The organism is Acidilutibacter cellobiosedens (genome assembly GCF_004103715.1).
Classification (GTDB): Bacteria; Bacillota; Clostridia; order Tissierellales; family Acidilutibacteraceae; genus Acidilutibacter; species Acidilutibacter cellobiosedens.
The window spans coordinates 1,629,763-1,654,096 of sequence record NZ_CP035282.1 but is presented as its reverse complement, the minus strand read 5'-3'; the positions used below and the strand labels follow the sequence as shown (position 1 = coordinate 1,654,096).

The 24,334-nt window shown below is 33.0% G+C and carries 29 protein-coding genes; 3 read left to right on the top strand and 26 right to left on the bottom strand.

Annotation, left to right across the window (positions count from 1 at the left end):
* Positions 1–176: 176 nt before the first annotated feature.
* The 12 genes from EQM13_RS18840 to EQM13_RS07825 form a co-directional block, all read right to left on the bottom strand.
* Positions 177–305: a hypothetical protein gene (locus tag EQM13_RS18840; protein WP_255401424.1), complete on the bottom strand. Its 129-nt coding sequence runs from the start codon at positions 303–305 to the stop codon at positions 177–179.
* A complete protein-coding gene (locus tag EQM13_RS07875) occupies positions 298–792 on the bottom strand; it encodes a PTS sugar transporter subunit IIA (RefSeq protein WP_071138875.1) in 495 nt (164 codons plus the stop codon). The genes EQM13_RS18840 and EQM13_RS07875 overlap by 8 nt, the downstream gene beginning before the upstream one ends.
* Before the next feature lie 32 nt (positions 793–824).
* Positions 825–1,118 carry a hypothetical protein gene (locus tag EQM13_RS07870; RefSeq protein ID WP_071138876.1) on the bottom strand — a complete coding sequence of 98 codons (294 nt, stop codon included), beginning with the start codon at positions 1,116–1,118 and terminating at the stop codon, positions 825–827.
* An 11-nt stretch (positions 1,119–1,129) separates the two neighbouring features.
* The gene (gene deoC / locus EQM13_RS07865; RefSeq protein WP_071138877.1) at positions 1,130–1,789 is read right to left on the bottom strand and encodes a deoxyribose-phosphate aldolase; all 660 of its coding nucleotides are present in this window, start codon (positions 1,787–1,789) and stop codon (positions 1,130–1,132) included.
* Positions 1,790–1,838: 49 nt separating this feature from the next.
* Positions 1,839–3,083, bottom strand: coding sequence for a PTS galactitol transporter subunit IIC (locus tag EQM13_RS07860; protein ID WP_071138878.1), 1,245 nt, complete (start codon positions 3,081–3,083; stop codon positions 1,839–1,841).
* Positions 3,084–3,110: 27 nt separating this feature from the next.
* Positions 3,111–4,004: an aldo/keto reductase gene (locus tag EQM13_RS07855; RefSeq protein WP_071138879.1), complete on the bottom strand. Its 894-nt coding sequence runs from the start codon at positions 4,002–4,004 to the stop codon at positions 3,111–3,113.
* 11 nt (positions 4,005–4,015) lie between these two features.
* Positions 4,016–4,312 (bottom strand): PTS sugar transporter subunit IIB, encoded by a 297-nt coding sequence (locus tag EQM13_RS07850; RefSeq protein WP_071138880.1) that lies wholly within the window; start codon positions 4,310–4,312, stop codon positions 4,016–4,018.
* Positions 4,313–4,385: 73 nt separating this feature from the next.
* Positions 4,386–5,312: a sugar-binding transcriptional regulator gene (locus tag EQM13_RS07845; RefSeq protein WP_206172938.1), complete on the bottom strand. Its 927-nt coding sequence runs from the start codon at positions 5,310–5,312 to the stop codon at positions 4,386–4,388.
* A gap of 198 nt (positions 5,313–5,510) precedes the next feature.
* Positions 5,511–6,158 carry a class I SAM-dependent methyltransferase gene (locus tag EQM13_RS07840; RefSeq protein ID WP_128752392.1) on the bottom strand — a complete coding sequence of 216 codons (648 nt, stop codon included), beginning with the start codon at positions 6,156–6,158 and terminating at the stop codon, positions 5,511–5,513.
* Positions 6,159–6,200: 42 nt separating this feature from the next.
* Positions 6,201–6,800: a nucleotidyltransferase family protein gene (locus tag EQM13_RS07835; protein WP_071138932.1), complete on the bottom strand. Its 600-nt coding sequence runs from the start codon at positions 6,798–6,800 to the stop codon at positions 6,201–6,203.
* Between the two features lie 10 nt (positions 6,801–6,810).
* Positions 6,811–8,847 carry a phosphopantetheine-binding protein gene (locus EQM13_RS07830; protein ID WP_240663025.1) on the bottom strand — a complete coding sequence of 679 codons (2,037 nt, stop codon included), beginning with the start codon at positions 8,845–8,847 and terminating at the stop codon, positions 6,811–6,813.
* A gap of 92 nt (positions 8,848–8,939) precedes the next feature.
* Entirely contained in the window at positions 8,940–9,437 is a 498-nt protein-coding gene (locus EQM13_RS07825) for a condensation domain-containing protein (RefSeq protein ID WP_128752390.1), read from the bottom strand.
* 263 nt (positions 9,438–9,700) lie between these two features.
* On the opposite strand from EQM13_RS07825, the gene EQM13_RS07820 reads away from it, so the two are divergent.
* Positions 9,701–10,573: an alpha/beta hydrolase gene (locus EQM13_RS07820; protein WP_128752389.1), complete on the top strand. Its 873-nt coding sequence runs from the start codon at positions 9,701–9,703 to the stop codon at positions 10,571–10,573.
* Positions 10,574–10,617: 44 nt separating this feature from the next.
* Here the strand turns inward: EQM13_RS07820 and EQM13_RS07815 are convergent, their stop codons facing one another.
* From EQM13_RS07815 to EQM13_RS07750, 14 genes are all read right to left on the bottom strand, one after another.
* Positions 10,618–11,166 carry a flavodoxin domain-containing protein gene (locus EQM13_RS07815; protein WP_071138885.1) on the bottom strand — a complete coding sequence of 183 codons (549 nt, stop codon included), beginning with the start codon at positions 11,164–11,166 and terminating at the stop codon, positions 10,618–10,620.
* 44 nt (positions 11,167–11,210) lie between these two features.
* A complete protein-coding gene (gene hepT, locus EQM13_RS07810) occupies positions 11,211–11,627 on the bottom strand; it encodes a type VII toxin-antitoxin system HepT family RNase toxin (protein ID WP_128752388.1) in 417 nt (138 codons plus the stop codon).
* Positions 11,620–12,027: a type VII toxin-antitoxin system MntA family adenylyltransferase antitoxin gene (gene mntA / locus EQM13_RS07805; protein ID WP_128752387.1), complete on the bottom strand. Its 408-nt coding sequence runs from the start codon at positions 12,025–12,027 to the stop codon at positions 11,620–11,622. Before mntA ends, hepT begins: the two co-directional genes overlap by 8 nt.
* 123 nt (positions 12,028–12,150) lie before the next feature.
* On the bottom strand, positions 12,151–12,792 hold the full coding sequence (locus tag EQM13_RS07800) for a GNAT family N-acetyltransferase (protein WP_071138888.1): 642 nt from the start codon (positions 12,790–12,792) through the stop codon (positions 12,151–12,153).
* A 30-nt stretch (positions 12,793–12,822) separates the two neighbouring features.
* On the bottom strand, positions 12,823–13,209 hold the full coding sequence (locus EQM13_RS07795; protein ID WP_114218835.1) for a secondary thiamine-phosphate synthase enzyme YjbQ: 387 nt from the start codon (positions 13,207–13,209) through the stop codon (positions 12,823–12,825).
* Between the two features lie 37 nt (positions 13,210–13,246).
* Positions 13,247–15,019, bottom strand: a complete 1,773-nt coding sequence (locus EQM13_RS07790; RefSeq protein ID WP_128752386.1) for a sigma-54-dependent Fis family transcriptional regulator — start codon at positions 15,017–15,019, stop codon at positions 13,247–13,249.
* A gap of 286 nt (positions 15,020–15,305) precedes the next feature.
* Entirely contained in the window at positions 15,306–16,709 is a 1,404-nt protein-coding gene (locus EQM13_RS07785) for a YfcC family protein (RefSeq protein ID WP_128752385.1), read from the bottom strand.
* Entirely contained in the window at positions 16,691–17,887 is a 1,197-nt protein-coding gene (locus EQM13_RS07780) for a pyridoxal phosphate-dependent aminotransferase (protein ID WP_128752384.1), read from the bottom strand. Before EQM13_RS07780 ends, EQM13_RS07785 begins: the two co-directional genes overlap by 19 nt.
* Positions 17,888–17,894: 7 nt before the next feature.
* The gene (locus tag EQM13_RS07775) at positions 17,895–18,893 is read right to left on the bottom strand and encodes an ornithine cyclodeaminase family protein (RefSeq protein WP_071138892.1); all 999 of its coding nucleotides are present in this window, start codon (positions 18,891–18,893) and stop codon (positions 17,895–17,897) included.
* Between the two features lie 342 nt (positions 18,894–19,235).
* Positions 19,236–19,862, bottom strand: a complete 627-nt coding sequence (locus tag EQM13_RS07770; protein ID WP_128752383.1) for a flavodoxin family protein — start codon at positions 19,860–19,862, stop codon at positions 19,236–19,238.
* A complete protein-coding gene (locus EQM13_RS07765) occupies positions 19,862–20,371 on the bottom strand; it encodes a flavodoxin family protein (protein WP_071138894.1) in 510 nt (169 codons plus the stop codon). The genes EQM13_RS07770 and EQM13_RS07765 overlap by 1 nt, the downstream gene beginning before the upstream one ends.
* A gap of 101 nt (positions 20,372–20,472) precedes the next feature.
* Complete coding sequence (locus EQM13_RS07760; protein WP_128752382.1) at positions 20,473–21,429, bottom strand: small ribosomal subunit Rsm22 family protein; 957 nt, start codon at positions 21,427–21,429, stop codon at positions 20,473–20,475.
* The gene (locus EQM13_RS07755; RefSeq protein WP_128752381.1) at positions 21,404–22,108 is read right to left on the bottom strand and encodes a Type 1 glutamine amidotransferase-like domain-containing protein; all 705 of its coding nucleotides are present in this window, start codon (positions 22,106–22,108) and stop codon (positions 21,404–21,406) included. Before EQM13_RS07755 ends, EQM13_RS07760 begins: the two co-directional genes overlap by 26 nt.
* A gap of 71 nt (positions 22,109–22,179) precedes the next feature.
* Entirely contained in the window at positions 22,180–22,509 is a 330-nt protein-coding gene (locus EQM13_RS07750) for a hypothetical protein (protein WP_114218839.1), read from the bottom strand.
* Positions 22,510–22,895: 386 nt separating this feature from the next.
* Between EQM13_RS07750 and EQM13_RS07745 the strand changes: the two genes are divergently transcribed.
* Both EQM13_RS07745 and EQM13_RS07740 read left to right on the top strand, forming a co-directional pair.
* Positions 22,896–23,318, top strand: coding sequence for a hypothetical protein (locus tag EQM13_RS07745; RefSeq protein WP_128752380.1), 423 nt, complete (start codon positions 22,896–22,898; stop codon positions 23,316–23,318).
* Positions 23,319–23,349: 31 nt separating this feature from the next.
* Positions 23,350–24,264, top strand: coding sequence for an Rpn family recombination-promoting nuclease/putative transposase (locus EQM13_RS07740; RefSeq protein ID WP_161567201.1), 915 nt, complete (start codon positions 23,350–23,352; stop codon positions 24,262–24,264).
* Positions 24,265–24,334: the final 70 nt, after the last annotated feature.

Sequence of the window (24,334 nt, the reverse complement as noted above, 5' to 3'; positions counted from 1 at the left end):
ATAGGAAAATGAGTATTTCTATATTATCACTTTAAGGCTTCAATACCACTTTTATTGCTTCTCCTCTTCTCGTAAGTTCTATCGCTTTTTTTATTTTTTCTAATTGTAAATTTTATTGGACTTATACCGGTATTAAGATATAAGTCCAATAAATAACCTGACCTGTAATTTAGATATCAAAATAGTATACAAAACTCTATAAAATATGATAATATAGAAAGTATAAAGGGGTACTTTTGATTGATAACTTCGGGCCAATGAAGATCCTTCGAAAGTATTTCCTTTTTTAATATACTATTAACCATTTGATACCTCCTGTACAGGTTCATCAAAAAAACTGTTTAACAATCTTTCAATGTCAATAATAGATTTCATTTTATCTAATTTCTTCATCAATTCTTTATCTGTTATCATTTGTACAAGTGTACTTAAAACTCCCACTTGTTTCTTCGGATCTTTTACTCCGAGCACAAACACAAAGTGAGCTTTTACTTTTTTCTCCGGTTCTCCCATATGCTCAAATACAATCGGAGACGACAGTCTTATAAAAACAATGCAGGCTTCATTGATGTATTCGGCATCCGTATGTGGAATCGCAACACCATATTTTTCGGTCATTAACCCTGTAGGATAAACTTTTTCTCTTTTTTTCAAAGCTTCATAAAAGTCTGATTTTACGTAGCCTTCTTTATATAATTTTTCACTAACTTCTGAAAATAATTGATCTTGGCTTTGAAAACTTTTATCCAACCAGATTAATTCCCGTTTAAAGACTTCCTCCTTTTTATACATTTATAACCCTCCTAAATTTACCATTCTACAGCTCATTTTATATTCTTTTCAATGTCTTGATACAATTTATCCATTCCCATCCAAGGATACAATAGGCATAATCCTTGAATTACCGGCAATTTTGTCTGTATCGCTGCCGTTCCTGCTGTAACAACCATATCCATCTTATCTTCAAAAATAGATAAATCTTGAGTTTTATAGGTATTTACAAATTGCACGTCAGCATTTATCTCTCTTTGAGAAAGTCCGCTTTTTAAATTCTGTATAATCTTTGCTGCTTTTTCATCTCGTATTCCACCAACAAGCAATATTGATACTTTTTTCATGTCATAACTCCTCAATTAAATTCTTTAATTATTTCTTGTGTCCTACTAATTCCAATACGGTCAGCTCCTGCATCAATTAGTTTCAGGCATTCTTCTAAGGTATGAATACCTCCGGCAGCCTTTATCTTCATCTCTTTAGAAACCGATTCTTTCATTAAACGAATGTCTTCTACAGTAGCACCCCCCGGAGCAAATCCCGTTGATGTCTTTACATAAGCTGCACCTGCCTCTTCTACTAATTTAGAACCCAGTGCAATTTCTTCTTTTGTTAAAAAACAATTTTCCAGGATAACTTTTACAATACAAGGAGTTGCATTAACAACTGCGTTGATATCATCTTTTACTTTATCTACTTCTCTGTTTTTCAATGCCCCTATATCAATAACCATATCTAACTCAGCTGCACCCTTGGCATACGCATCTTTTGCTTCAGCAACTTTTGAAAAAGTGGTATGTGCTCCTGAAGGAAAACCAATAACTGTTCCGATTTTAACATCTGTTCCGTGTAATATTTCATAAGCCAAATCTAAATTACAAGGATTAATACATACTGAAGCACAATGATTTTCCTTTGCAAAATGTAAACCTTCTAAAACCTCTTGTTTAGTTAATTGTGGCTTTAATAATGAATGATCAACATGTCTTAAAAATTCACTTTTAGTTAGTTTCATGATAATATCTCCTTTTCTACTAATATTTTTTAATTAATTAATATGAAATTTAGAACAATGAAAATAATTTAACAATAATCCAAGTTATAAAATTGGCACGATCCAAATTTCCAATCTGGGATGCACCTTCCGGTATAGTTACTCCTGCAGTTAGCGCCATCTTTGTTTCGGCAGGTGACAAATTTGTAGCAAATAACAGCACAAGAGCCATTACCACTGTTCCTATTATCAATGAATGAATAACATTGCCCTTAGACATAGCGGTAATCAAGCAAACAAGAAATGGTATTACTGCCAAATCAGCAAATGGTAAAATTTGATTCCCCGGTAAAATTATTGCTAAAAAAATAGTAATCGGCACTAACAACAAACCTACTGCAATAACGGAAGGTTCTCCCAAAGAAACAGCGGCATCCAGACCAATAAAAATCTGGCGGTCACCAAAATGTTTAGCCATAAATTCTCTTGCCGCTTCTGAAATTGGAATTAATCCTTCCATTAGAACCGCCACCATTTTAGGCATCAAATACATAACTGCAGCCATTGCGATTCCCAATTTCAATATACTAGCCGCATCTAACCCTCCTAATATTCCTAAAGCAATTCCGATAATTAGCCCCATTGCCATAGGTTCGCCAAATATCCCGAATTTTTTTCTAATCGTTTCCGGATTGGCATTCAAACGGTTAATCCCCGGTATATGATTCAGTAGCCAATTCAAAGGAATAACGATTGGTAAAAATCCCAAAGCCGTCAAATGAGGGAAAGATATTCCCGGCATACCAAAGTAATTCTCCACATAAGGTTGCGTATAATCAGCTAATAACAAAGCAATGATAGCCGCTACACTGGCTGCCACAATTCCCATGACAACACTTCCGCTTGTAGCCGTTACAGCCGCACCAATAAATGAAAATTGCCAAAAATTCCATATATCAACATCCATTGTTTTGGTAAGCTTCAGGCTTAACATAATAAAATTGATTATCAATACAATAGGAATCATTAACCCGGCCGCAACCCAGGCCCATGAAATAGAAGACATTGCCGGCCATCCGATATCGATTATTTTCAAATTCAGGCCTAATCTTTTAGTCATGGCTTGTGCTGCAGGTCCCAATTCCGATGTCAATAAATTGATGACCAAATTGATTCCCGTGAATCCAATTCCTATTGTAACTCCGGATCTAAAGGATTTTGAAAGACCGGCTCCCATTATCAACCCAAATACAAAGATGATAATAGGTAACATAACTGCTGCTCCCAAACTTAATATCCAATTTAACGCCGCCATTTTATTTCCTCCTTTATATTTTTATATTTAAGGAACCTTATGTCCCTTAACTGCTGTCCAAATCATAAACCATTCTTCAGGTGTCAATTTATATTTTAATGCACTAACGGGCTTTTTTACTAAACCGATTTCTCCTGAACCAGTAATTGGTATCAATTGTGCGGGATGTGATAACAACCAGGCAAAAGCAATTTCATCAATAGACGATGCTCCGACTTCTTCCCTGATAATTTCCAACGTCTCACGTAACCGAATTTCCTGTTCTTCTGTCCCTGTAAAAATTCTTCCTCCTGCCAACGGTGACCAAATCATTGGGTGAATTCTTTCTTCCAAACATAAGTTTATAACCCCGTTTTCCATATTTCCCATATTTAAAGCTGAAAGTTCAACTTGGTCTGTAATTAAAGGAACTGTAAGATATGATTTTAGCATTCGAAATTCATCTGGTAAAAAATTAGAAACTCCAAAACTCTTTACCTTACCATCTTTATATAATTTTTCGAAAGCCTTACCTATTTCTTTTGGGTCCATAAACGGGCTTGGACGATGCAATAATAACGTATCAATATAATCTGTCCCCATATATTTAAGTGATTTTTCTACTTGCTGAATAATATATTTTTCACTATAATCATAATATTTCACCCTTGCAGCAGCAGATTTATACACAATTCCACATTTGGTAATAATCTGCATCTTCTTTCTTAAATCCGGTCTTTTCTTCAGCGCATCTCCAAATTTTTTTTCTACCATATAATTTCCATAGATATCAGCATGATCCATTGTCGTAATACCTAAATCCAAACATTCTTCAAGAAATCGAATTAACTCATCATCAGTCAAATTCCAATCTAAAAGCCTCCAGAATCCGAGAGCTATTCTTGAAAAGTATAAGTTGTCCGCCATCTTTATATATTCCATTTCTATTCCTCCTATTTTTCTACAATATGTTTTAATTTAGATACAACCTCTTTATCTGTTGCTTCTTGATTTACTCCGGTTAAATAACTTATTGCAAATATTGAAGGCGTTTTCACTGTATTTGGTACTCTTGTACTCGAAACTATCAAATCATAATCAGGTGCTAATTTTTCAACTTCTACTATTTTGACTTGTTTTATTGATACGTCTATTTCATTGTCTTCACACAGCTTCTTTACCCTATTTGCAATAACCGTACTTGTTGCAATGCCGCTACCGCAGGAAACAAGAATCTTATAGGTTTTCATTATGTCCACCTCCTTTCAGTTGGGTATATATTTTTTAACAACGTTTTCTTTTAAAGAAAGCATTGTCAAAAGCTTATTGAACTAAAAACTTGGCCGTATCCTTGTCCGTAATCAAAACATTAATATATCCGGCTTTCAAAGCAACTTTTACAGCATCATGTTTTTCTTCGCCCTCCACTATACAAATTTTCAGTGGTATATTTTTTAAATCACTTTCACTAATACCTACACTTCTATCTGTTATATTCTTACAGCAAATGTTTCCATCCTTGTTTAAAAACGCTATAGAAACAATATCACAAACAGCACCTTCATCTTTCAACTGTTTTAAGTCATCGTCCGAAAGATATCCTGATTTGCTTAAACTACTATCCTTTACTAAAGGTGAACCTAAGCTAAATAGAGCATAATCGGCACGTTTAGTCTGATTAATAACTTCCTTAATGTGTGTATCATCCATTAAAAGTTCCTTTTCCTTTTTACTCTTAACTAATGCAGGAGCTAATAAAGATAATGAATTACATCCCGTTTTTTTTGCCAGATTAGAAGATATTGTTGTCGCATGCATATCAAGTTCACTTTTGCCGTGTCCCCCTATAATAGGTGAAAATAACAATTTCATATTGGACATATCTTGAATAAAATTAGATACTCTGCTCATTGTCGATCCCCATCCAATTGCAATTGTTGAATTCTTAGTCAAATTGTTTTCTAAATAATAAGCAGCAGTACTGGCAACTTGGTTTTTCATATCATTATTCATTGAACTGTCAACAATAATAGTTTCCTTTAATTGATATTTACTATTAATCTCAGATTCCAATTCTAAATATAAACCGCTATAATCAATAATAATTCGGACAATGCCCATATCCTTTGCTTTTTGTAAAGAACGTGATATTTTCATTCTTGTCAAGCCTGTTTTATTTGCTATTTGTTGTTGTGTTAAATTTTGTTCATAATACATCTGACATATAGTCGTTAAAATTCTCCGCTGCATATCCATTTTCATCAATCACCTTTCCTTTCCTGTTCATTTGAACATATAGTGTTCTTATGAACAATTACAGTATAATATAGTTATTTTATAATGTCAATAGGTTATTAAAAAATATATAATTTATTTTTTCAAAAAATTAAACCATTATAATCAAAATAGATATAATGGTTTAATCTAAAAACTGGCAATATAATTATTTTATTTTTGCGCTACTAAAAGTACTGCTGCAGCCTGTTGCCACAATTTTTCTACTCTTTTAAAACCGGCTGTATTTAACATTTTTATCTGATTATCAATTGTACAAGGAGTATCATAGTGATAAAACCCTCCCTTAATTCCCATTTCTGACCGTAACCGTTTGTTTTCGGCGAAATAAAAATCCTCTTCTTCTTGCGTATTTGCCATATAATCACATTCTATATATAAACCTCTCGAATTTAATGATTTGTAAATTTTAGTATAGAGAATTGTCTTCTCCTCATGGGAAAAATGATGAAGAGTCTGAAAAGAAATTGCCGTATCAAATATTCCGATACCAAAATTATAGTCAAAATAATCTGATTGAATCAGTTTGACTTTTTTATTATTGTACTTTTCTCTCAATCTATCAAGCATACCTTTTGACAGATCAATTCCTGTTACCTCCACATCAGGTAAACGTCTGAAAATCTTATCTAATTCCAGCCCAGTACCACAGCCTAAATCCAACAACTTTTTCGTACTGTCGGGAATTTGTTCCGCCATTCTTTTATAGCCCTCCCTGCAGCCTTCCACCTCATTTAACATATGGTCATCATACATATTCACACGTTTATTAAAAAATTCATCCATTTTTTCCAAATCCATGTATATTCCCTCTTTCTAAGTCCATATTGAACTAAATAATTATTACCATGGAATAATAGTCAAATTAGGCCATTTATTATGCCATTTGTTCACTTTATTGTTATAAATCTCTTCGGTTATCTGTACTTTATTGGCCCGGACAATCCCCCCAAACAAGTCGTTAAGTCCAAAAGGCGCATACACCTTTAATCTGTCCTCCTCAATTCTTAACCCTATAGATGTAGCTGTTGTAGGCCATGAATTTATTGATTCTTCAAGAGAATTGTATGGTTCAATTTTATACCCAAAATGATTTTCATACCAAAGATGAACTCTTGCTTCATTTTTAACATCAATAGGGATTTTAATGTCCGAAAAAAGAGTATTCACTCGCTGAGCCATTAAATTTTCGGTGGATTCTTCTAAATTTAAATCGAAATATACAAAATCTATATCACTTATTCCATAGTCAATGGGATTATCGGAAAGAAAATTCCAAACAGTTTGAGCAATACATCCGGCTCCTATATAATAATCTGTAATATTTAATTCTTTTGATTTTATTAAGATTTTTTTCAAATTTGAATTCAACATGATAATATTTTCAAGCATATTAATTTGTGTAGAAATATCTTTATTTAATCCGTCAAATTTGTGAAGCATAAGATCCCTCCTAAATATATCTCCATTCATATGTTCCGCCTAACTCTTCCATAAATTTTTCAATTGACGGAAGCCGATCCTTTTCCACACCATTGATAAATATAATTCTTAATTCCGAACCCCCTACGGAATAGGAATTTACGGGATATGACTGTATGAATGTTCTCCTTATACCCTTTAAATACTGCTCGTCCTCAAAAGGCGTATAGTCCCCGAGATAATTTAACGAAAAAGGTGAAAGTATATAAATATACTTTGTGAACTCTATATCCCCGTTTAGTTCCTTTAATACAATATTGTCCTTTGAAAGCTCGGCATCTGTTTCCAGATATTTTTTATAATAATCAAATTTAGAATTTTTATGGGAAACGCCATTAAAAGTACAGGGAATCTTGTCAACAAAATTTCCTATGGTATTATAATATTTATATTTCTCCCATATCCGTTTATTGCTCAATATTCCTAGAGGAATAGAATCAATTTCAAACTGGATATACAATATCTTTGATACAATATATATTGCAGTTTCAAGGATCGGTTTGAAATCAGAATTGTATTTTATCACAAACGGTTCGGAAAATCTAATAGGACTTCCTGTTGTATAGCAGGGATATTTTTTGTAAAATAAGTCTGCTGCTGCTTTATATTCCTTTAAGATTAAAGATTTGTTGAATATCTCAAACTTCTTTTCTTTGTCACATAAAAGGATATTGTTTATATAATGGCTGAATGGCAAAATCTCATAGTTCTTATCACATCTTTCTTCCAAATACATTCTTATTATTCGTTTGGCATTAATATCGGAAATTAAATGGGCAATGTTCAGCAAAAAACAATATTGATTTAAACTTAACTTTATTATGGCAAAATAATATAATATGTTATTTAAACCTCCTTCTTCGTTTAAGGCCTTTTCCATGAAATCCATAATTCTTTCCATAGCTTCTATTTTTGATTTATAATCATATTCTGAAAGATCTATGATATTAAAATTAATATTGTCTAATTTTTCATATTCCGCAAATTTATATAATCCCTCTTCAAAACATATAGATGACCTGAGTACCGGCTGTTCATTAATCAGTTTTAACAATATCGCATTTTTATTGTCTTGAAAATTTTTATTTTTAAAGGGAATTATAAATCTTATCTTGCTCCTTTTAATTTTTCGATCCCAAAGTTTCGCATTTTCATTAGCCACACAACCCATATCGTATTTATATACTCTTTTCTTTAAAAATATATTTTCCCTTAATTCATCCGAATCTGCCTTTAATTCTTTCAATATCCTATCAATTTTGTTTTCTTCAATTTTTTTTAACTTAAGTTTCTTGCTCAACTTATCCGTATTGATTTTTTGAATTATCGGACCTTCCTCTAAGGAGCTATAATCTGTAATATAATCTATATCGATGCTTTCTTTGGAATTATTTTTAATATAATCCAATACTTTCTCAATATCTTCATCAGTGTGGAGTACAATCTCTTCCGTCAATTCCGTATCATATTTAACAATCATCGAGGGTTTAGAAAATTTGTTTTTAAGGTCTATATTCATAGAACGAAGTGACAACTCCTCATTTTTTTGTATCAATTCACATATTTCTTTTACAGTAGGTCTATTATATATCTCACCTATGGGTATATCAATATTTAATTCTTTATAAATTCTGTTTGACAATATGGACGCCTTCAACGAATGCCCTCCCAGTTCAAAGAAATTGTCATTTATTCCTACCTTTTCTGCTCCCAATACTTCTTTCCATATCTTGACTAATTTCTCTTCCGTTTCATTCCTCGGCTCTTCATATTCATTTAGGTTAATTTCTATTTCAGGCTTTGGAAGAGACTTCCTGTTAAGTTTTCCGTTGGCTGTCAGAGGCATCTTTTCCAGTTTCATAAAATATGAAGGTATCATGTACTCCGGTAAGCTCTTCTTTAGATAACCCCTTAAATCCAATGTAGCGATATCTTTATCGCTTACCACATAGGCACATATATATTTTTCTCCTTCATCTTCTCTTGCTGTGACTGCCGCTTCTTTTATGTCTTCATGTTGTAACAGCCTGTTTTCTATTTCTCCCAGTTCTATTCTGAATCCCCTTATCTTTACCTGATTGTCTGTTCTCCCTAAATATTCTATGTTTCCGTCAATTCTTTTAATATTACTCCGTTACTCCAGCCGTCGTATATAATATGATGGCTGCTTACAATCATCTCATGAATATATTCGTCTAATTTACACAGATAAATTCTTAAAGTTTCTCTTGTTATATCTATTCTGCTATTTAAATCATTCAGTTTAATATTTTCTATTTCACTGTATTTGTCTGATTTTTCTGTAAGGTCAATGTAGTTAATAGGTACTTTATGTTCTTTAAGAACAATTTGAACAGGCTTGTCTATTCCCTTCCATCTGAAAACCGTCCTTAACATTTCGTTGTTATCTATTACATGTTGCCATGATTTCTGTAATAAATTTAGCTTTAAATCTCCTTTAATATTTAAACTCAGCTGTTCATGATACATATGGCTGTGTTCATTGCTGATATAATGGAACAATAACCCCTGCTGCAAATCCGTTAAAGTCATGATATTTTCTACATTATTCCTATCCAATTTATTTTCCGTTTTCACAAACTCACCCCACTTTTAATATAAATTGTCAGAAATACTGTCAAATTCCATTTTGTATTACATTATAACGCCAATATATACTATATTTTCTAATTATCATACCATAAATTATCAAAAAATAAAATACTTACGTAAAGACAACCACATCAGCTAATGCCGATAAGTGTTAATTCGGGACAAATATCTAAAAAACTGCCTTCTTATGGGAAAAATGGTGTATAATATATATGTACTTTTTATTTTAAAGAAGAAGGGTATTTGATATGTATAATATTTCCAGGAAAAATGTAGTATTTAAAAGAGAGAACCAAAATATATTATATTTTAATAGTGCGTTTCCTTCAGGTGACCAATATGTTGATAGGGGAAAAGCTTTCTTATATGAAGGCAATGGAAAAGAAGGCATTGTATTTATACATGGTTTAGGCAGTAGAAATTTTGAATACTTAAAATATTATCCCGAAAATTTAGCTAAATACGGTTATACAACCATAATGCCTGTATTGCCTTATCATTTTGAAAGAATGCCGAAAGATAAAAAAATAAACTTCCTATCCGGTACTGCAGCTGATATCGAAAAAAGATTTTATCAGTCAGTTGTAGATATTCTATCCTGCGTTGATTATTTGGAAAATATGGGCATCAAAAAAATACACATTATGGGATTTAGTTTCGGAGGTATGATAGGAACAATAGCCAAGGCTTTGGATAAAAGATTAGACAAGGCTGTATTTATTGTATCCGGAGGCAATTTTTTATATATCACTTGGGGAAGTGTTGCAACCAAGGTTTTGAGAGTACGTTATGAAGATAAGGGAAGCTGTAGTATAGAAAAATGTCGCAAACTACATGAAACTTTTGATGAAGAAGCAAAAAAATTCAATACTATAGATGATTTAAACAAACTGCCCATCTGTTTCAGATACGATCCATCCTTGTTTGCCAAATTAGTAGATACGAATAAGGTTTTAATGATTAATGCCATCTTTGACCCCTTTATTCCCAAAAATGCTTCCAAAGATTTATGGACTAAAATGGGAAAACCCAAAAGGTATATGCTTCCTTCCGGGCATTTAACTTCTCATCTGCTGTTTAAAAAATTTATATTGAAAAAATCCGTAGAATTTTTAAAGTAAAAAACTTTCTACAAATGGACGATTTGAAGTGATTCCGTGTGATTCTAATTTTCCGCTTCATATTTCCGTATCAATTCAATTATTGGTTTCAAATTGTCTTTATCCGTCCAATCATGGTTAGAACCGATTGCCTGCATTAAAGCAGCTTCCCATGGTTCATAATTCTCAGGGTTTTTCTTTGCAACAACCTTTTTTAGCATTCCGCATAACATGCGATCTTTCCATGACATACCTGCCTCATTCCATGCTCCCCTGCAATAAAAGCAAGGTATTCCGGCAAGTTCATCTTTAAAATTATGCTTTCTTAAAGCCTCTATAGCTTTTTCGTCATAAGGAGATGCACCTACTGCAAATGCTACAATCTTTTTGTTTTTCAACCTTTCGTAATACTTTTTAAGAAAGGAAATACCTAAAATACCTGAAGCATAAATACCTCCGCCAAAAATAATAATATTATACTTTTCAACCTTATCTATTGTGGCTTTTTTTGTTTCAAGCAAGTCACAATTCAATTCCTCCGACAACCAACATGCATATTTCTTGGTGGCTCCATATTTTGAACTATAAATTATAATTGTATTACTACTGTCCATATATTTTCTCCTCTACCCACGAACTAAATTCTTTATAGAATTGATTAAATAAAATTATCATTTACAAAAATAATAAATTTCTTTATATCCGTTAAGTTATACTGTAAAATTTCATATATTATTTCTTTATCTATTTTTAAGTATTCATGAGATAATATATTTCTAAGACCTACCATATTTTTATAGATTTTAGTTTCTTTATCCTCTAAATATTTTTTATTATTTAAAATTTCAAATGCATCTCCGAGAATTTCAGGATTACCCATATTATTATCTACTACAATATGAGTTGCAATATCAACCATCATGTTTATAGCTATAAATAGATTATATTCTACAACATCTTGTGCAATATCATCTTTTAAAAATTTTTCTAGTGGCAAATTTTTATATCTTTCAATTTTATTCAATGAAGCTGACAATTGATTGAGCCTTTGTTTAATTACTTCTATATTAACCATTAAAATCCACCTCGTTTTTTAGTCTTTCAATAGTTTTCTTATAGGACATTTCTAAATATCTTTTTATATCATTGTATTCAAATAATATTTTTACTTTATAATTGCTTTCAATGGTTCTATCTCTTGTAAACAACAGTATATTATTTTTATAAATTTCATATTTTAATAAAGGGGTAGCAGCATTTAATACTACCAAATCAACTTGTCTTTTACATATTTTAGTTAAATCCATTCTTATTTTCAAATATTCTTCTATGTTCATCTCTTCTTTCAAATATATTCCGATATCTACGTCACTATCCGCTCTCATATTTCCTTTGGCATATGATCCAAAGATATACGCAAAAAGTATATTTTCATATTTCATTAATACATTTTTACATTTCTCAACAATATCCATATATTTTCTCCTCTACATTTACTCATTTATTTTCTCACAGAATACTTTAAATACTCTGCCTATAATATAATAGCTGCACGGCAGCAGCACAAAAGAACCGTCCCCTCGTGTCCCCTTGTGTCGTTATTTATATCTTAAGCTTGATAAAATTTTGAATTCTGTTTGAGAATAAGTCTCTTTCTTTTCTTTATGGGGAAATGTGCTTTCAAATATATCAAACTCTTCTTTTTCTGCTTCAAAACTACTGCTTTCCACAAATCTTCCCTTTATCCCCTGTAAAGCTCCGGGCTTGAGTTCCAAGGCCATCAAAGCTACTGCATACATTCCGTCTGAAGTTTTAATATTGTATCTTTCGCCGCATCTAAATCCAAACCTGCTGTAGTATCTGGGATCTCCATAAATACACACGGCTTCAAATCCCATGTCCTTTGCCTTATTTAACGAATACCTGACCAATTCGGAACCGATTCCCCTTTTCTGAAAATCCGGATGTACGCTTATAGGTCCGAAACAAATCACCTTATATTTCTCTCCATTATCATTTTCTATGACCCCATGAGTATAAGCAATATGCCCCAAAATCCGTCCTCCAACTTCTGCCACAAAATCAAGCTCAGGAATAAAATCTTCGCTATTCCTGATATTGTGAAGAATAAAATGCTCATCGCAGCCGGGAACATGGACATTCCAAAAGGCTTCTCTCGTTAACATTTCAACTTCTCTGCAGTCATTTTCTCTTTCAAGTCTTAATTTTAAATTTTCCATTATCCTTATCTCTCCATCTGCTCTTTAATTTTAATACATTTTTACAAAAAATTTTCTTGTCCTTGGACCGTCGAATTCACAAAAATAAATACCTTGCCATATGCCTAATTTCATTCTTCCTTTTTCTATAATAACAGTACATGAAGAACCTATAACAGAAGCTTTTATATGAGCGTGAGAATTACCTTCCCTATGAAGGTATCCTCTGTCTTCCGGAAAAGCCCTTCTTAAACCTTCCAGTATATCATGGACCACATCGGGATCCGCGTTTTCATTTATTGTTACCCCGGCAGTCGTATGAGGAACAAATACGGTAACAAGACCTTCTTCTATACCACTTTCCCTAATATCATTTTCTACTATATCCGTAATATTAATCATCTCGTCGGATTTATTTGTTTTGATTATATGTTCCAATTTATCCACTTCCTTTATTATTATATTATAATATTATTTAATCTTTTTTCTTTTCTTGAATTTTTCTGTACAACGTTGCTCTGCTTATTCCCAAAGCCTTAGCGGCATTTTCTTTTCCCTCCAACGTATCTCCGTATTTTTTCAATGCACGGTCTATGTACAAAGCTTCCACTTCCTTCAGAGGTCTTATTAAGCCATATTCTGTCTCCGTTGGTTCCTCCTCATAACTGAATTCCCTTGGCGGAAGATCTTTTATACTTATGAAGTTTCCTTTAACAATATTTACTGCATATTCAACGGTATTTTGAAGTTCTCTTATATTACCGGGCCAACTGTAATTATACATTAACTCCTTGACATTATTATCAAAGCCCTTAATATTTTTGTTCAATGCCTTATTGTAGGTATTTAAAAAATAGTCAAGGAATACCGGAATGTCCTCCCTTCTGTCCCTCAGTGCCGGAATAAACAGAGGAATAACATTAAGACGATAATATAAATCCTCCCTGAACTCACCTGTTTTAACCATTTTACTCAAATTTTTATTTGTTGCAGCAATTATACGTATTTTTACAGGCACATCTCTATTAGAACCAATCCTTTGTATTTTTCTTTCCTGTATAGCTCTTAAAAGTTTAGATTGAAGATGTATAGGCATTTCACCTACTTCATCAAGAAAAAGTGTCCCACCGTTTGCCAATTCAAATTTTCCTATTTTGCCGCCTTTTACAGAACCCGTAAAGGCTCCCTCTTCATACCCGAAAAGCTCACTTTCAAGTAAATTATCGGGGATTGCCGCACAATTTACGGCTATAAAAGGCCCTTTCGATACATTACTTTCGCTGTGTATAGCTCTTGCAAACAGTTCTTTGCCCGTTCCACTTTCACCTTGTATAAGTATAGTCGATGAACTTTTGGCAAATGTATGTGCATCCTCTTTAATTTTTTTTATTACATCACTACTTCCTATTATCTGATCAAATTTAAAATCCGAAACATTACTTGATACCTTATTTATCTGCTTGTAAAGCTCCTCCGTCTTTTTAAAATATATAAGAGAACCCTTGTATATACCGTCAGCTATTATGGGATCACAGGTCACTATAATGCTAACTTGCTTTCCGTTTATTCTAAAAATAACCTGCTTTTCTTCAAATACGGTTCTGTTTACAAGAGAATAAAAATCATCCTCATCAATATAATCAAATATTTCATTAAGATTTTTTATTTCTCTGTCGCCAAAACCAAACATCTTCCTAAATTTTGAATTACAATTTATAATATTATGATTTTCGTCAAGACCGATTAGGGCAAAATCTATATATTCTATTAAGAGAGCCAACCTTTTATAGAATACTTTAAGCTCCAAATTTTCATGATTTTCTTCAAGTTTACTTATTAAAAGATCAGACATTTTAGTTATGAAATCTATAAAAAATTTTCTCTTGTGAATCAATTTCTTTTTGTCTTCTTCTGTACTTGCATATATTGCCACGCTTCCTATTAATATTTCCCCTTTCATTATGGGCAAAACTATCATAGAACATATATCGCAATTTTCCTTTTTGGAGCAATTCTTACAGGTAGCAGTCTCCGTTTTTCGTTCTTCAATTATTATAACCTTCTTCTCCTTCAATGCTCTTGCTGATATTGAGTTTTTTCCGAAATAATCTTTCGATTTCGGCTGAAGGTGACTGTCTCCCAGTATTTTTAAATGAGTATCACCTATGAGCACCTCCATATCCAATACGGTTGCTATAATTACAGCCATTTTTTGAACGTATTCCTGTATGTTCACAAGCTCAAACAAGTCAACATCACTCCCTATCAAAATAAAGCATATATCGTTTTTTATAACGAATAGGAAAGCTCTCACTCATAAATATTGATTAAAAGGAACTTTCCTTAAATGAGTTTCAAGAAAAGCTTCATTATAATATAATGTTCTGATAGAATCTTTTCTTATATACATATTATATTTAATGGAAAACAATTTCAAGGATATTTTCAGGAAATGCATAAAAGCACTCTGCAAAGTAAAAATTATTTATCTTTGTACAGAGTGCTTTTTCCATTCAACTTACATTTAAGGAATCTTAAAACGGCCCATAATTTATCAAAGATGCATATACTACAAATAAAGCTCCCAGCAGGGTCCACATTGCTATCAAAGGCCAGATAAATTTAACCCATTTCTCATAGGGAATTTTCGCAACTAATAAGTTTGCCATTAAAATACCCGATGTAGGCGCTATATAGTTTGTAATTCCATCTCCAAATTGAAAGGCTAAAACCGCAGTTTGTCTTGTCAATCCCAAAACATCCGCAAGAGGAGACATGATTGGCATAGTCGTTGCCGCCAACCCTGAACCCGATGTAATTATAAAATTCAGTATAGTTTGAACAAAGAGCATTCCAAGCGCACATACAGCTCTCGGGAAAAATGATATTACCGATGCCAAACCGTGGACTATAGTATCAAGAATCATGGCATCCTGCATTATAACAAGAATACCCCTTGCCAAACCTACTATCATTGCCCCATAGGCAATATCCTTTACTCCATCAATGAAGCCTTTTACCAAATCATTTGGTTTTATGCCATATACCAAACCGGAAATAATACCCATTGCAAAAAATACAGCTGATATTTCTGTAAGATACCAGTCAAAGTTGAATACTCCGATTAGCAATGTAATCATACCTAATGCAAATATAATTAATACAAGTATTTGCTTTTTGGTAAGAGGGTCTATTGTTTCCAAATCCAAAATCGTACTTTTCTCTTTTTGTTCGATATCATATATAAGGCTATTTTTAGGATCTTCCTTAACCTTTTTAGCATATCTCGAAATATATATCAAAACAAGAATTACCGTTGCAATCCATATAACTATTCTCAGTCCGATTCCGGAAAACATAGGTAGTCCCGCAATTCCTTGGGCGACTCCTACATTAAAAGGATTGACAACCCCCGAAGTATAGCCTGCTACAGCTCCCATCAATACACAAGCCGTACCTACAATGGCATCATATCCTAATGCCCTTGCCAAAGCTATTCCTAAGGGAACAAAAATTATCAGTTCCTCACTCATGCCTATTGTAGCTCCTCCCACAGAAAAAACAAAAACAATTATGGGTATCATCAAATTTTCCTTGCCTTTAAGTTTTACGGCTATCTTAGAGATAGCTGCCATAATAGCTCCGGTTTGATTAATCAGGTTAAATGATCCTCCTATAATCAGTATAAAAAATATTATGCTTTCCGAACCGCTTAATCCTTTAGGAAACGCTTTCAAAATATCAAATAAACCTGCCTTGTTCCCTTTGATGTATTTAAATGAATCGGGATCTACAACCATTCTTCCGTCTGGAGCTTTAACCATCTGATACTGTCCTGAAGGTATAATATAAGTCAACAATGCCATGATTACAATTAATACAAATAGAATAACATATGGATCAGGCATCTTTGATTTTTTCAACTTAGTGTCTTCCATAATTTATCCTCCCCACTTTTATGGAAAATTTCCATTTTCTCTATTCTGTCGAAGGCTTCCTTAAGCTTTTCGATTCCCACAGTACATGCAAGCCTTATATATCCTTCTCCGCATTCTCCAAAAGCTATGCCGGGTATAGTAAGGACATGAGCTTCTTTAAGAAGAGCATCGCTTGCTTCAGCCGAAGACAATCCTGTTCTTTTTATGTTCACAAATAAATAAAATGTTCCTTTAGGACTAAGGACAGACATATTTGGTATTCCGTTAATTCTGTCCGCAGAATAAAACACACGTTTTTTATATTCCTCTATTATGGGTTTCTGAACCTTTTTTCTGTTTCTCAATGCGTAAATCGCTCCTCTCTGGGATATTGACGGAGCAGTAAATACCACATTTTCATTTATTTGCTGAATAACTTTTATGATGTAATCGGGAGCTATAATATTGCCTATTCTCCAACCGGTCATTGTAAAATTCTTAGAAAAACTGTTGATGATTATTGTCCTTTCTTTCATTCCATCCGTACATATAATGGGAATAAAAGGTTCTTCATAGCAGAATGATGTATATATGTCATCGGATATTACTATTAAATCATATTTAACCGCAATATCTCTGATGCCTTCAATAGTTTTCGGCGTCAATGTACTTCCTGTAGGATTGTTCGGTGAATTAACTATTATCGCCTTTGTCCTTTCGGTTATTAATTTTTCCAATCTGTCCGTATCTATCTGAAAGTCTTCGTTCTCATAGGTATTCAAAGGTACAGGTATTCCTCTTGCCAACTCCACCTGTTGTGGATATGGAGTAAAATATGGTGTCTGAACTATGACTTCATCCCCATCATCTAAAATGGCCTCAAGAACAAGATACATTGCCAAACATCCGCTGGCAGTTACAAATATTTCTTCATCCTTTATAGTTAAACCGTATTCCTCTTTATAAAATTTTGTTATTTCTTCTCTAAGCTCCGGATCACCCCTGAAGTCGGTATATTTTGTATATCCCAGTTTCGCATCCCTCATGGAATTATCAATAATTATATCATGGGTTATTAAATCGGGGTCGCCAAGACTCAAATCTATTACATCGTTAAATTGTTTTGCAAGCTCATCAACCTTCCCCATAGGAGTAGATTTATCTTTCCAGTATCTTTTAGATATATATTTATTTTTCATAATGATTTTACCTTAAGGAAACAGTGTTCTTATTATAGTTTATAAAATCCCTTTTGTATAATTCGGCGGCAACCCCAATATCAGTTGAACCCATACCTATGATACACGCACATATTATCTCATCGTCATTTTCTCTTCCTTTTTTTTCCCCGATAACAATCTCAGGTATCTCAGCATATATATTATTCTTTGTTATTCTTCCGGCTTTAACAAGTTTAAGCAATTCTCCCCTGTGTGAATTTTGTTCCCAATTATCAACTACAAGTTTATCGGCTTTTAAGGGAATACTTTCATCAAGTTCCTGAAATGATCCGACTGATAATACGGTACATCCTTTCTTGAGCCATTTTCTCATAACAAGGGGTTCATTGGCTATTGTAACGGTTATAATAGCATCGGAATCGACACAAACTTCTTCGTTGTTCTTTGCAACAGATATATCCAAATTCAATTCTTTTGACATTTCTTCAGCGAACTTTTCGGCTGCCTCTCTTCGTATATCTCCAATTATTACATGGTCAATTTTCATAACTTCATTCATAGCTCTCAAATTCATTCTTCCCTGAACCCCGGCACCTATTATGCCAAGATTTCTTGCTTTTTTAGATACCAAGTATTTTGCGGCTACTCCGGTAGCTGCACCTGTTCTTATGTCCGTAATATAACTTCCATCCATTATGGAGAGAACCTCCCCTGTTCTTGGATCGTTAAGTATGATTACAGCACTTATATAGGGTAAGCCTTTCTTATAGTTGTCATTAAACCCCCAGACCCATTTTATCCCCGACATATCAAAATCCTCTCCCAAATATGCGGGCATCGCATTGTAAGACCCTCCATAGGGGGGCCAATCCGTACTTTCACCTAAATCCAGAGTAATTTTAGAAGGCATAACAACATGGCCGTTACCATGAGCGGCATAAACCTTTTCTACAAGTTCCAGAGTTTTCTTCATTGTCAGTTTTTCTTTGATTTCTTCTCGGGATATTAATTTAATGTTTATCATATAAAAACCTCCTTTTATGTTTTCAGCCTTATAATACTGCAATTTTTGTTCCAAAATGCATAATGTCAAATTTCGGCTATTTAAAAGGAGTATCAAAAAAATATATTCTCAAAATTAGAAATTTTTCGCAGGATTGTTCTCATAATGAGAATAATCCTGCGAAACCATCTTAAAATATGTAACAAGATATTACACTTTATCATTCTTAACAATATATGTAACTTTTCTAAAATCCACATACTTCGTTAACAATACACAGCTTGATTCTACTATTATCTGACTGCCCTTCAGTTATTAAAAGACTGTTACATACTCTATCCTTTGACGTGCAATCTACATATATCATATATCTCTGAACCTCAAGTTGTTTTTCTTAGCCGACAATCTCCAGCCTGCATGGGCTGAAGCAATATATATGTATCTCGGCATCTTTGCCATTACAAATATATTCTCCTTTGGTTGGTATCCTTCTTCCAAACCTTTTTTTAAAGCAATGAGGGCCTGATATATAGGGCGTTTTACGGAGGACTGCCAAGGAATAGTCTGGGATTGAGCTATAAAGGGACCCGTCCCCGTTCCTATTCCAAATTGCCAGTTAAGTCCTGAATCTTCACAAAAATTTTCAATTATTTTTAGAGCATATTTGTTTTGTTCTCCCTCATAAAAACCGCAATTTGAAACAGCATAAACGGAAATATTTTTAACAGGTTGCAATCTTATATATTCTTGGAATGATTCCAAAAAATAAACTAAATGCGACGGAACAGCATCTACATATAGGGGAAAAACAAAAACTACTTTGTCGCAATTATAAATCTGTTGAAACATATCGTCTTTAAACGGTTTATGGCTTCCGTCACATATAAGCACTTCAGTTTTATCATCCATCAATTTAATTATTTCATCAATTAAATACCGGGAACAACTGTCTTTAGCTTTTGGACTGCCATTTATCATGCAAATTTTCATCAGAGAACCCCCCTTAATTTCGGTATATCATCAATATTGTCTGCAAAACAAAAAGAATGATCAATCGCATTAAAATTAACACCATTAGCTGCAACTATCTTTGATAAATTATCTCTTTCTTTTTCTGTGGCATCTTTTCCATATGCTATTACAGATAATTTTAACTTTCTTTTGTACCGGCTTTTGTGATGCATTTCTTTATTTCTGACTGTAAAAAAAGGGCTAAGATACCCGATACTTCGGTCTAATACATTCTTTACAAAAGGGCTGAAACCACCATAGCATACTCGGCTTATGATAATTAATTCCTCGCTTTCCGACAAAAGCTTTCCCATATTCTCATAACCATCTTTAATAACACAATATCCGGGGGTTTTTATCCAGCAGCCGAAACAGCCTATACACTTCTTTATTTCCTTTTCTGGTGATATTATTTTGACTTCTTTGCTTATATTAGGAAACAAACCATTTAAAACATCACTGTCCAAGTCATGTATCAACACTTTCATTAAAACACCCTCCCACGATTTTAAGCTAATTTGGATACATTCATTCTTACATATATTATATCCGGAGAAAATTTTTCTTTCAATCAACTAAATGTATAATTTCATATCTCATCTCCCGCTTTTACCTTTCTTGCCTTTTTGTATCTCTCTCCATCCTTTTTGGAAAACTTAATATTTTTAATGCCATCTTTTGTACAAATCTCAAGGCCTACATATCCTTTATGTATCTGGGGATGACGCAGTACACGTGCTTCTGCACTATGACATTTTTCCCGCGTAAAAGCCATATATATAAATTTTTCATCTTCATAGGGTACTTCTCCGCCCTTAAGTTGGCGATGCAATCTGCTTCTGCTGACACGGCAAGCAAAACCGCACCAATCATTTTTTTCTTTGGGACAGTCACTTTCATGGGGACATGGTGCGGCAATGTGAGCACCCCATTTAAGCATTACTTGACGTATTTCCGCCAGATTAGAAAAACCAACGGGCGTTCCCGGCTCTATAATTAAAAACATCATCTTTGCCGCATCCCACAATTTTTTTACCGTCTCCATTCTTTCCTCACTGGTCATTTCATTCAATACATAGGATGCAATGACCAAATCCGCTTGTTCGGGAATCTCATCGACAGTCAGATCATTTTTAATCCATTCTGCATTGCATAATAGCTCCGAACTGCATTTCATCATATTTTTTCCTATCTTTATCATTGCATCTTCCCGTTCCAAGCAGATAATTTTTTTCAATTTCAATTCAGCATCCGCTGCCCAAGCAGCTGTACCTGTGCCGGCTCCTGCATCCAATAAAGTTTGAGGACAATTCTCTAAATAGGGAAGAGAATATTTAAGGGCATCAGAGACAGCTCCAAAAGTCGCCGGCATTCTTGCCGCAGCATAAGCTGCCGCTTCGGTTTCTTTTGTCAAAAGCCGCTTTCCCTTTCCGCTTTGAGTCCTGTATCTGCTGCTTATTGCTTGAGCATCATCTTTCATCCGAACATGTTCTATATCTCTTATTTGATTTTCTATTGCCCTACGAAGGCCTTGCGGAATTTCCATTTATTCTTGTCATCTCCTTAAAAGTAACCACATCTCCGAGCAATGTAATTATATTATTATCTAAAATTATTCCTCCGGTATCCTTAATGGCATAAACAGTATCCGTCTCCTCTTTTAATACCCTTTGGATACAATTTTTCTGCAGATCGGTTTCCGCATAGTGAACTTCAACATAAAAATTCTCTTTTATCAAGCCTAATCCTTTTAAATACATAAATTCCGAATAATCCTTATCCGGTGTTATATGGTAATTACTCAATTGAATTAAAGCTCCCGCACTTGCACCTATAATTACTTTGTCCTCATTATCTATATGCTTAAGCAAATTTTTCTCTAAAATACGCTTAGCTGCCATATCCGGAAGCCCGCCGGTTAAAAATACGACATTACTGTCTTCTATTATTCTTTTCATATCATCCTCTTTATCTTCAAAAAAATTCAGTAAAATAATATTTTCCTCTTTAATGCCAAGCTGCAAAAATGGTTCAACTATTTCTCGGTAATACTTTCCATAATTTTTATTATATGCATTTTCCCATTCCGTAGCATTTCCAATCAGCTTTTCATTAAAAGAAAAGGGAATTACCGCAACTTTATCATCAGTATCTATATATTTTTGTACCGAACCATTAGCCCATTTATCATGGAAATTATATTGACTCAATAATATGTTTATCATCCTTTTTCACCCTCCTAATATTTTAAATTATTTAATGATTTTATTTTCTGTATTTACTTTTATCTACTTTTCTATCTGTCATTTTTTATTAACTTTATGTTGACTCTATAATAATAAAAAGTATAAAACCCTATAACAACCAAAACTGCCGATAATGTAATTATCACATTCAAATTACTTACAATTCCCAGAACAATCGCTGCAAATAAAGTAGTACTTTCCAACTTTAATAAAGCAAGACATTTCTTTGCATTTTCTGTCGTTGTGGAATATTCCGGCTCTTCTTTTGCAGTGGGAATTTCAGATGAAATTCTTCCCCAGCATAAAACTAAAAATAATCCCGTTAATGATAAAATAATTAATGAAATCCTGTTCAATTTCTTGTTAATATTTCTTTTCACCTATTTTAAAATACCTCCTATTAGCACTGTCTCCCAGTAGACCACCGATAAATCCGGTCTCTTATTCTGTCCGGTTGACAATTTAATTGTATCAAACTTGCCTCCCTTTATCTACATTTTATTATCAATCCGAAGTATCTTTAAATATCTCCGCAAATATTTAGTTATATCCTTGACAATTGTTGCAAGCCATTATAAAATTCTCAAATTATTTTATTCCGACTAAAAAAATAATGGATCTAAAAATTCCGTGAATGCTTTATTTGGTTAGGCTTGGTAAAAAAACGAAATCAATAGTATAATATAATTATAGGATACAAATATATTATGAATACTATTTTTATGAAAGTATGATAAAACAGCAAGAGAGCATGATGGAATTTTATATGAAATTATTTATTTCACTGGGAATCGTTTTGATGACTTACGATATATTTTGGCAGATTAAATCTTTGAAGGAAAATATCCTCAAAAGGCCGGCCTTTATTGCATCTGGCATGATTTCATTATGGTTCATTGATAAAACTTATCTAAATATTAGGTTTAATTCTTTTTTATATGGATTTTTAATAGGAATAGTGTTTTTATTAACTCATGTAATTATAGCAAGGAGAATCAAAATAAAAAGAAAAGATATTAATAAAGGATTGGTATATACAAGTTTACTGATTTACGTTCTAGAACTTCCGGCAGAAAAATTTTTATATAGAAAAATTATACTTCTGCCTCTTTTAAAGTTATTGCATCCTATTTTAGCTATTTCTATTACATCTGTTTTGTTTATGATATTTCATTTACGTATTAAATAGGATATAATATATATAGAAAGGAATGATGCCGGTGGATCAAAATACCTTATTAAGCCCATTAAACGACTTGGTATTTAAAGCATTATTTGGAAGAGAGCAGAAACAAAGCAAAATAATTCTTATGGACTTTTTAAATTCGGTACTAAACCTTGAAGAAAAAGATAAAATAACAGAAATAGCTTATTTAAATCCGTTTAATTTAAAAGAATTTCGAGGTGACAAAGAATCCATAATGGATTTAAAAGTAAAAACACAAAAAGGCGAAAGAATAAATATCGAAATTCAGGTAAATAATGTAGACGATTTCAGAAAAAGAAGTTTGTACTATTGGGCTAAAATGTACGGAGAAACCATATCGGAAGCGGAAGCATATTTGACATTGAAAAAAAGTATAGTCATAAATATATTGAATTTTAACATAATAGAAGAAACGGAAAGGTACCATACGGAATATAAGATATTGGAAAAAGAAGAACATTTTCCGCTGATAGACGATTTATCTATTCATTATATCGAACTTCCCAAATTTGACGACGAAAAAGATGTGGAAAAAATGAAAGCAATAGAACTGTGGCTGACATTCATAAAGAGAGCGGCAGATCCGGAAAGCAGAGGAAAATTAGAAAATTTGGTGGAAAGGAGTGAACCGTTAAAAATGGCTAAGGAAATGTTGGAAAAAATATCGGCTGACGAAAAGTTAAGACAGGAATACTATGCTAAAGAAAAAGCCAGACTGGACGCCATATCCAGAATGAAATATGCGGAAATCAAGGGTATGGAAAAAGGCATTGAAAAAGGCATTGAAAAAGGCATTGAAAAAGAAAAAATAAAAATGGTTAAAAACGCTTTAAAGGAAGGATTAAAAATAGAATTAATAGAAAAATTGACCGGACTTAATAAAGAAGAAATAGAAAAAATCAGAACTAAAGAAACATTGAATGAATAGCCCTAAAAATTAAGATACTATGAACAGTACAGTAGAACGAACAGAATAACTTTGTTTCTCAAAGCCATCC

Coding starts and splice junctions, on each gene's coding strand:
- EQM13_RS18840 (WP_255401424.1), bottom strand. CDS start 305: ATGGTTAATAGTATATTAAAAAAGGAAATACTTTCGAAGGATCTTCAT.
- EQM13_RS07875 (WP_071138875.1), bottom strand. CDS start 792: ATGTATAAAAAGGAGGAAGTCTTTAAACGGGAATTAATCTGGTTGGAT.
- EQM13_RS07870 (WP_071138876.1), bottom strand. CDS start 1,118: ATGAAAAAAGTATCAATATTGCTTGTTGGTGGAATACGAGATGAAAAA.
- deoC (WP_071138877.1), bottom strand. CDS start 1,789: ATGAAACTAACTAAAAGTGAATTTTTAAGACATGTTGATCATTCATTA.
- EQM13_RS07860 (WP_071138878.1), bottom strand. CDS start 3,083: ATGGCGGCGTTAAATTGGATATTAAGTTTGGGAGCAGCAGTTATGTTA.
- EQM13_RS07855 (WP_071138879.1), bottom strand. CDS start 4,004: ATGGAATATATAAAGATGGCGGACAACTTATACTTTTCAAGAATAGCT.
- EQM13_RS07850 (WP_071138880.1), bottom strand. CDS start 4,312: ATGAAAACCTATAAGATTCTTGTTTCCTGCGGTAGCGGCATTGCAACA.
- EQM13_RS07845 (WP_206172938.1), bottom strand. CDS start 5,312: ATGCAGCGGAGAATTTTAACGACTATATGTCAGATGTATTATGAACAA.
- EQM13_RS07840 (WP_128752392.1), bottom strand. CDS start 6,158: ATGGATTTGGAAAAAATGGATGAATTTTTTAATAAACGTGTGAATATG.
- EQM13_RS07835 (WP_071138932.1), bottom strand. CDS start 6,800: ATGCTTCACAAATTTGACGGATTAAATAAAGATATTTCTACACAAATT.
- EQM13_RS07820 (WP_128752389.1), top strand. CDS start 9,701: ATGTATAATATTTCCAGGAAAAATGTAGTATTTAAAAGAGAGAACCAA.
- EQM13_RS07815 (WP_071138885.1), bottom strand. CDS start 11,166: ATGGACAGTAGTAATACAATTATAATTTATAGTTCAAAATATGGAGCC.
- hepT (WP_128752388.1), bottom strand. CDS start 11,627: ATGGTTAATATAGAAGTAATTAAACAAAGGCTCAATCAATTGTCAGCT.
- mntA (WP_128752387.1), bottom strand. CDS start 12,027: ATGGATATTGTTGAGAAATGTAAAAATGTATTAATGAAATATGAAAAT.
- EQM13_RS07800 (WP_071138888.1), bottom strand. CDS start 12,792: ATGGAAAATTTAAAATTAAGACTTGAAAGAGAAAATGACTGCAGAGAA.
- EQM13_RS07785 (WP_128752385.1), bottom strand. CDS start 16,709: ATGGAAGACACTAAGTTGAAAAAATCAAAGATGCCTGATCCATATGTT.
- EQM13_RS07780 (WP_128752384.1), bottom strand. CDS start 17,887: ATGAAAAATAAATATATATCTAAAAGATACTGGAAAGATAAATCTACT.
- EQM13_RS07775 (WP_071138892.1), bottom strand. CDS start 18,893: ATGATAAACATTAAATTAATATCCCGAGAAGAAATCAAAGAAAAACTG.
- EQM13_RS07770 (WP_128752383.1), bottom strand. CDS start 19,862: ATGAAAATTTGCATGATAAATGGCAGTCCAAAAGCTAAAGACAGTTGT.
- EQM13_RS07765 (WP_071138894.1), bottom strand. CDS start 20,371: ATGAAAGTGTTGATACATGACTTGGACAGTGATGTTTTAAATGGTTTG.
- EQM13_RS07760 (WP_128752382.1), bottom strand. CDS start 21,429: ATGGAAATTCCGCAAGGCCTTCGTAGGGCAATAGAAAATCAAATAAGA.
- EQM13_RS07755 (WP_128752381.1), bottom strand. CDS start 22,108: ATGATAAACATATTATTGAGTCAATATAATTTCCATGATAAATGGGCT.
- EQM13_RS07745 (WP_128752380.1), top strand. CDS start 22,896: ATGAAATTATTTATTTCACTGGGAATCGTTTTGATGACTTACGATATA.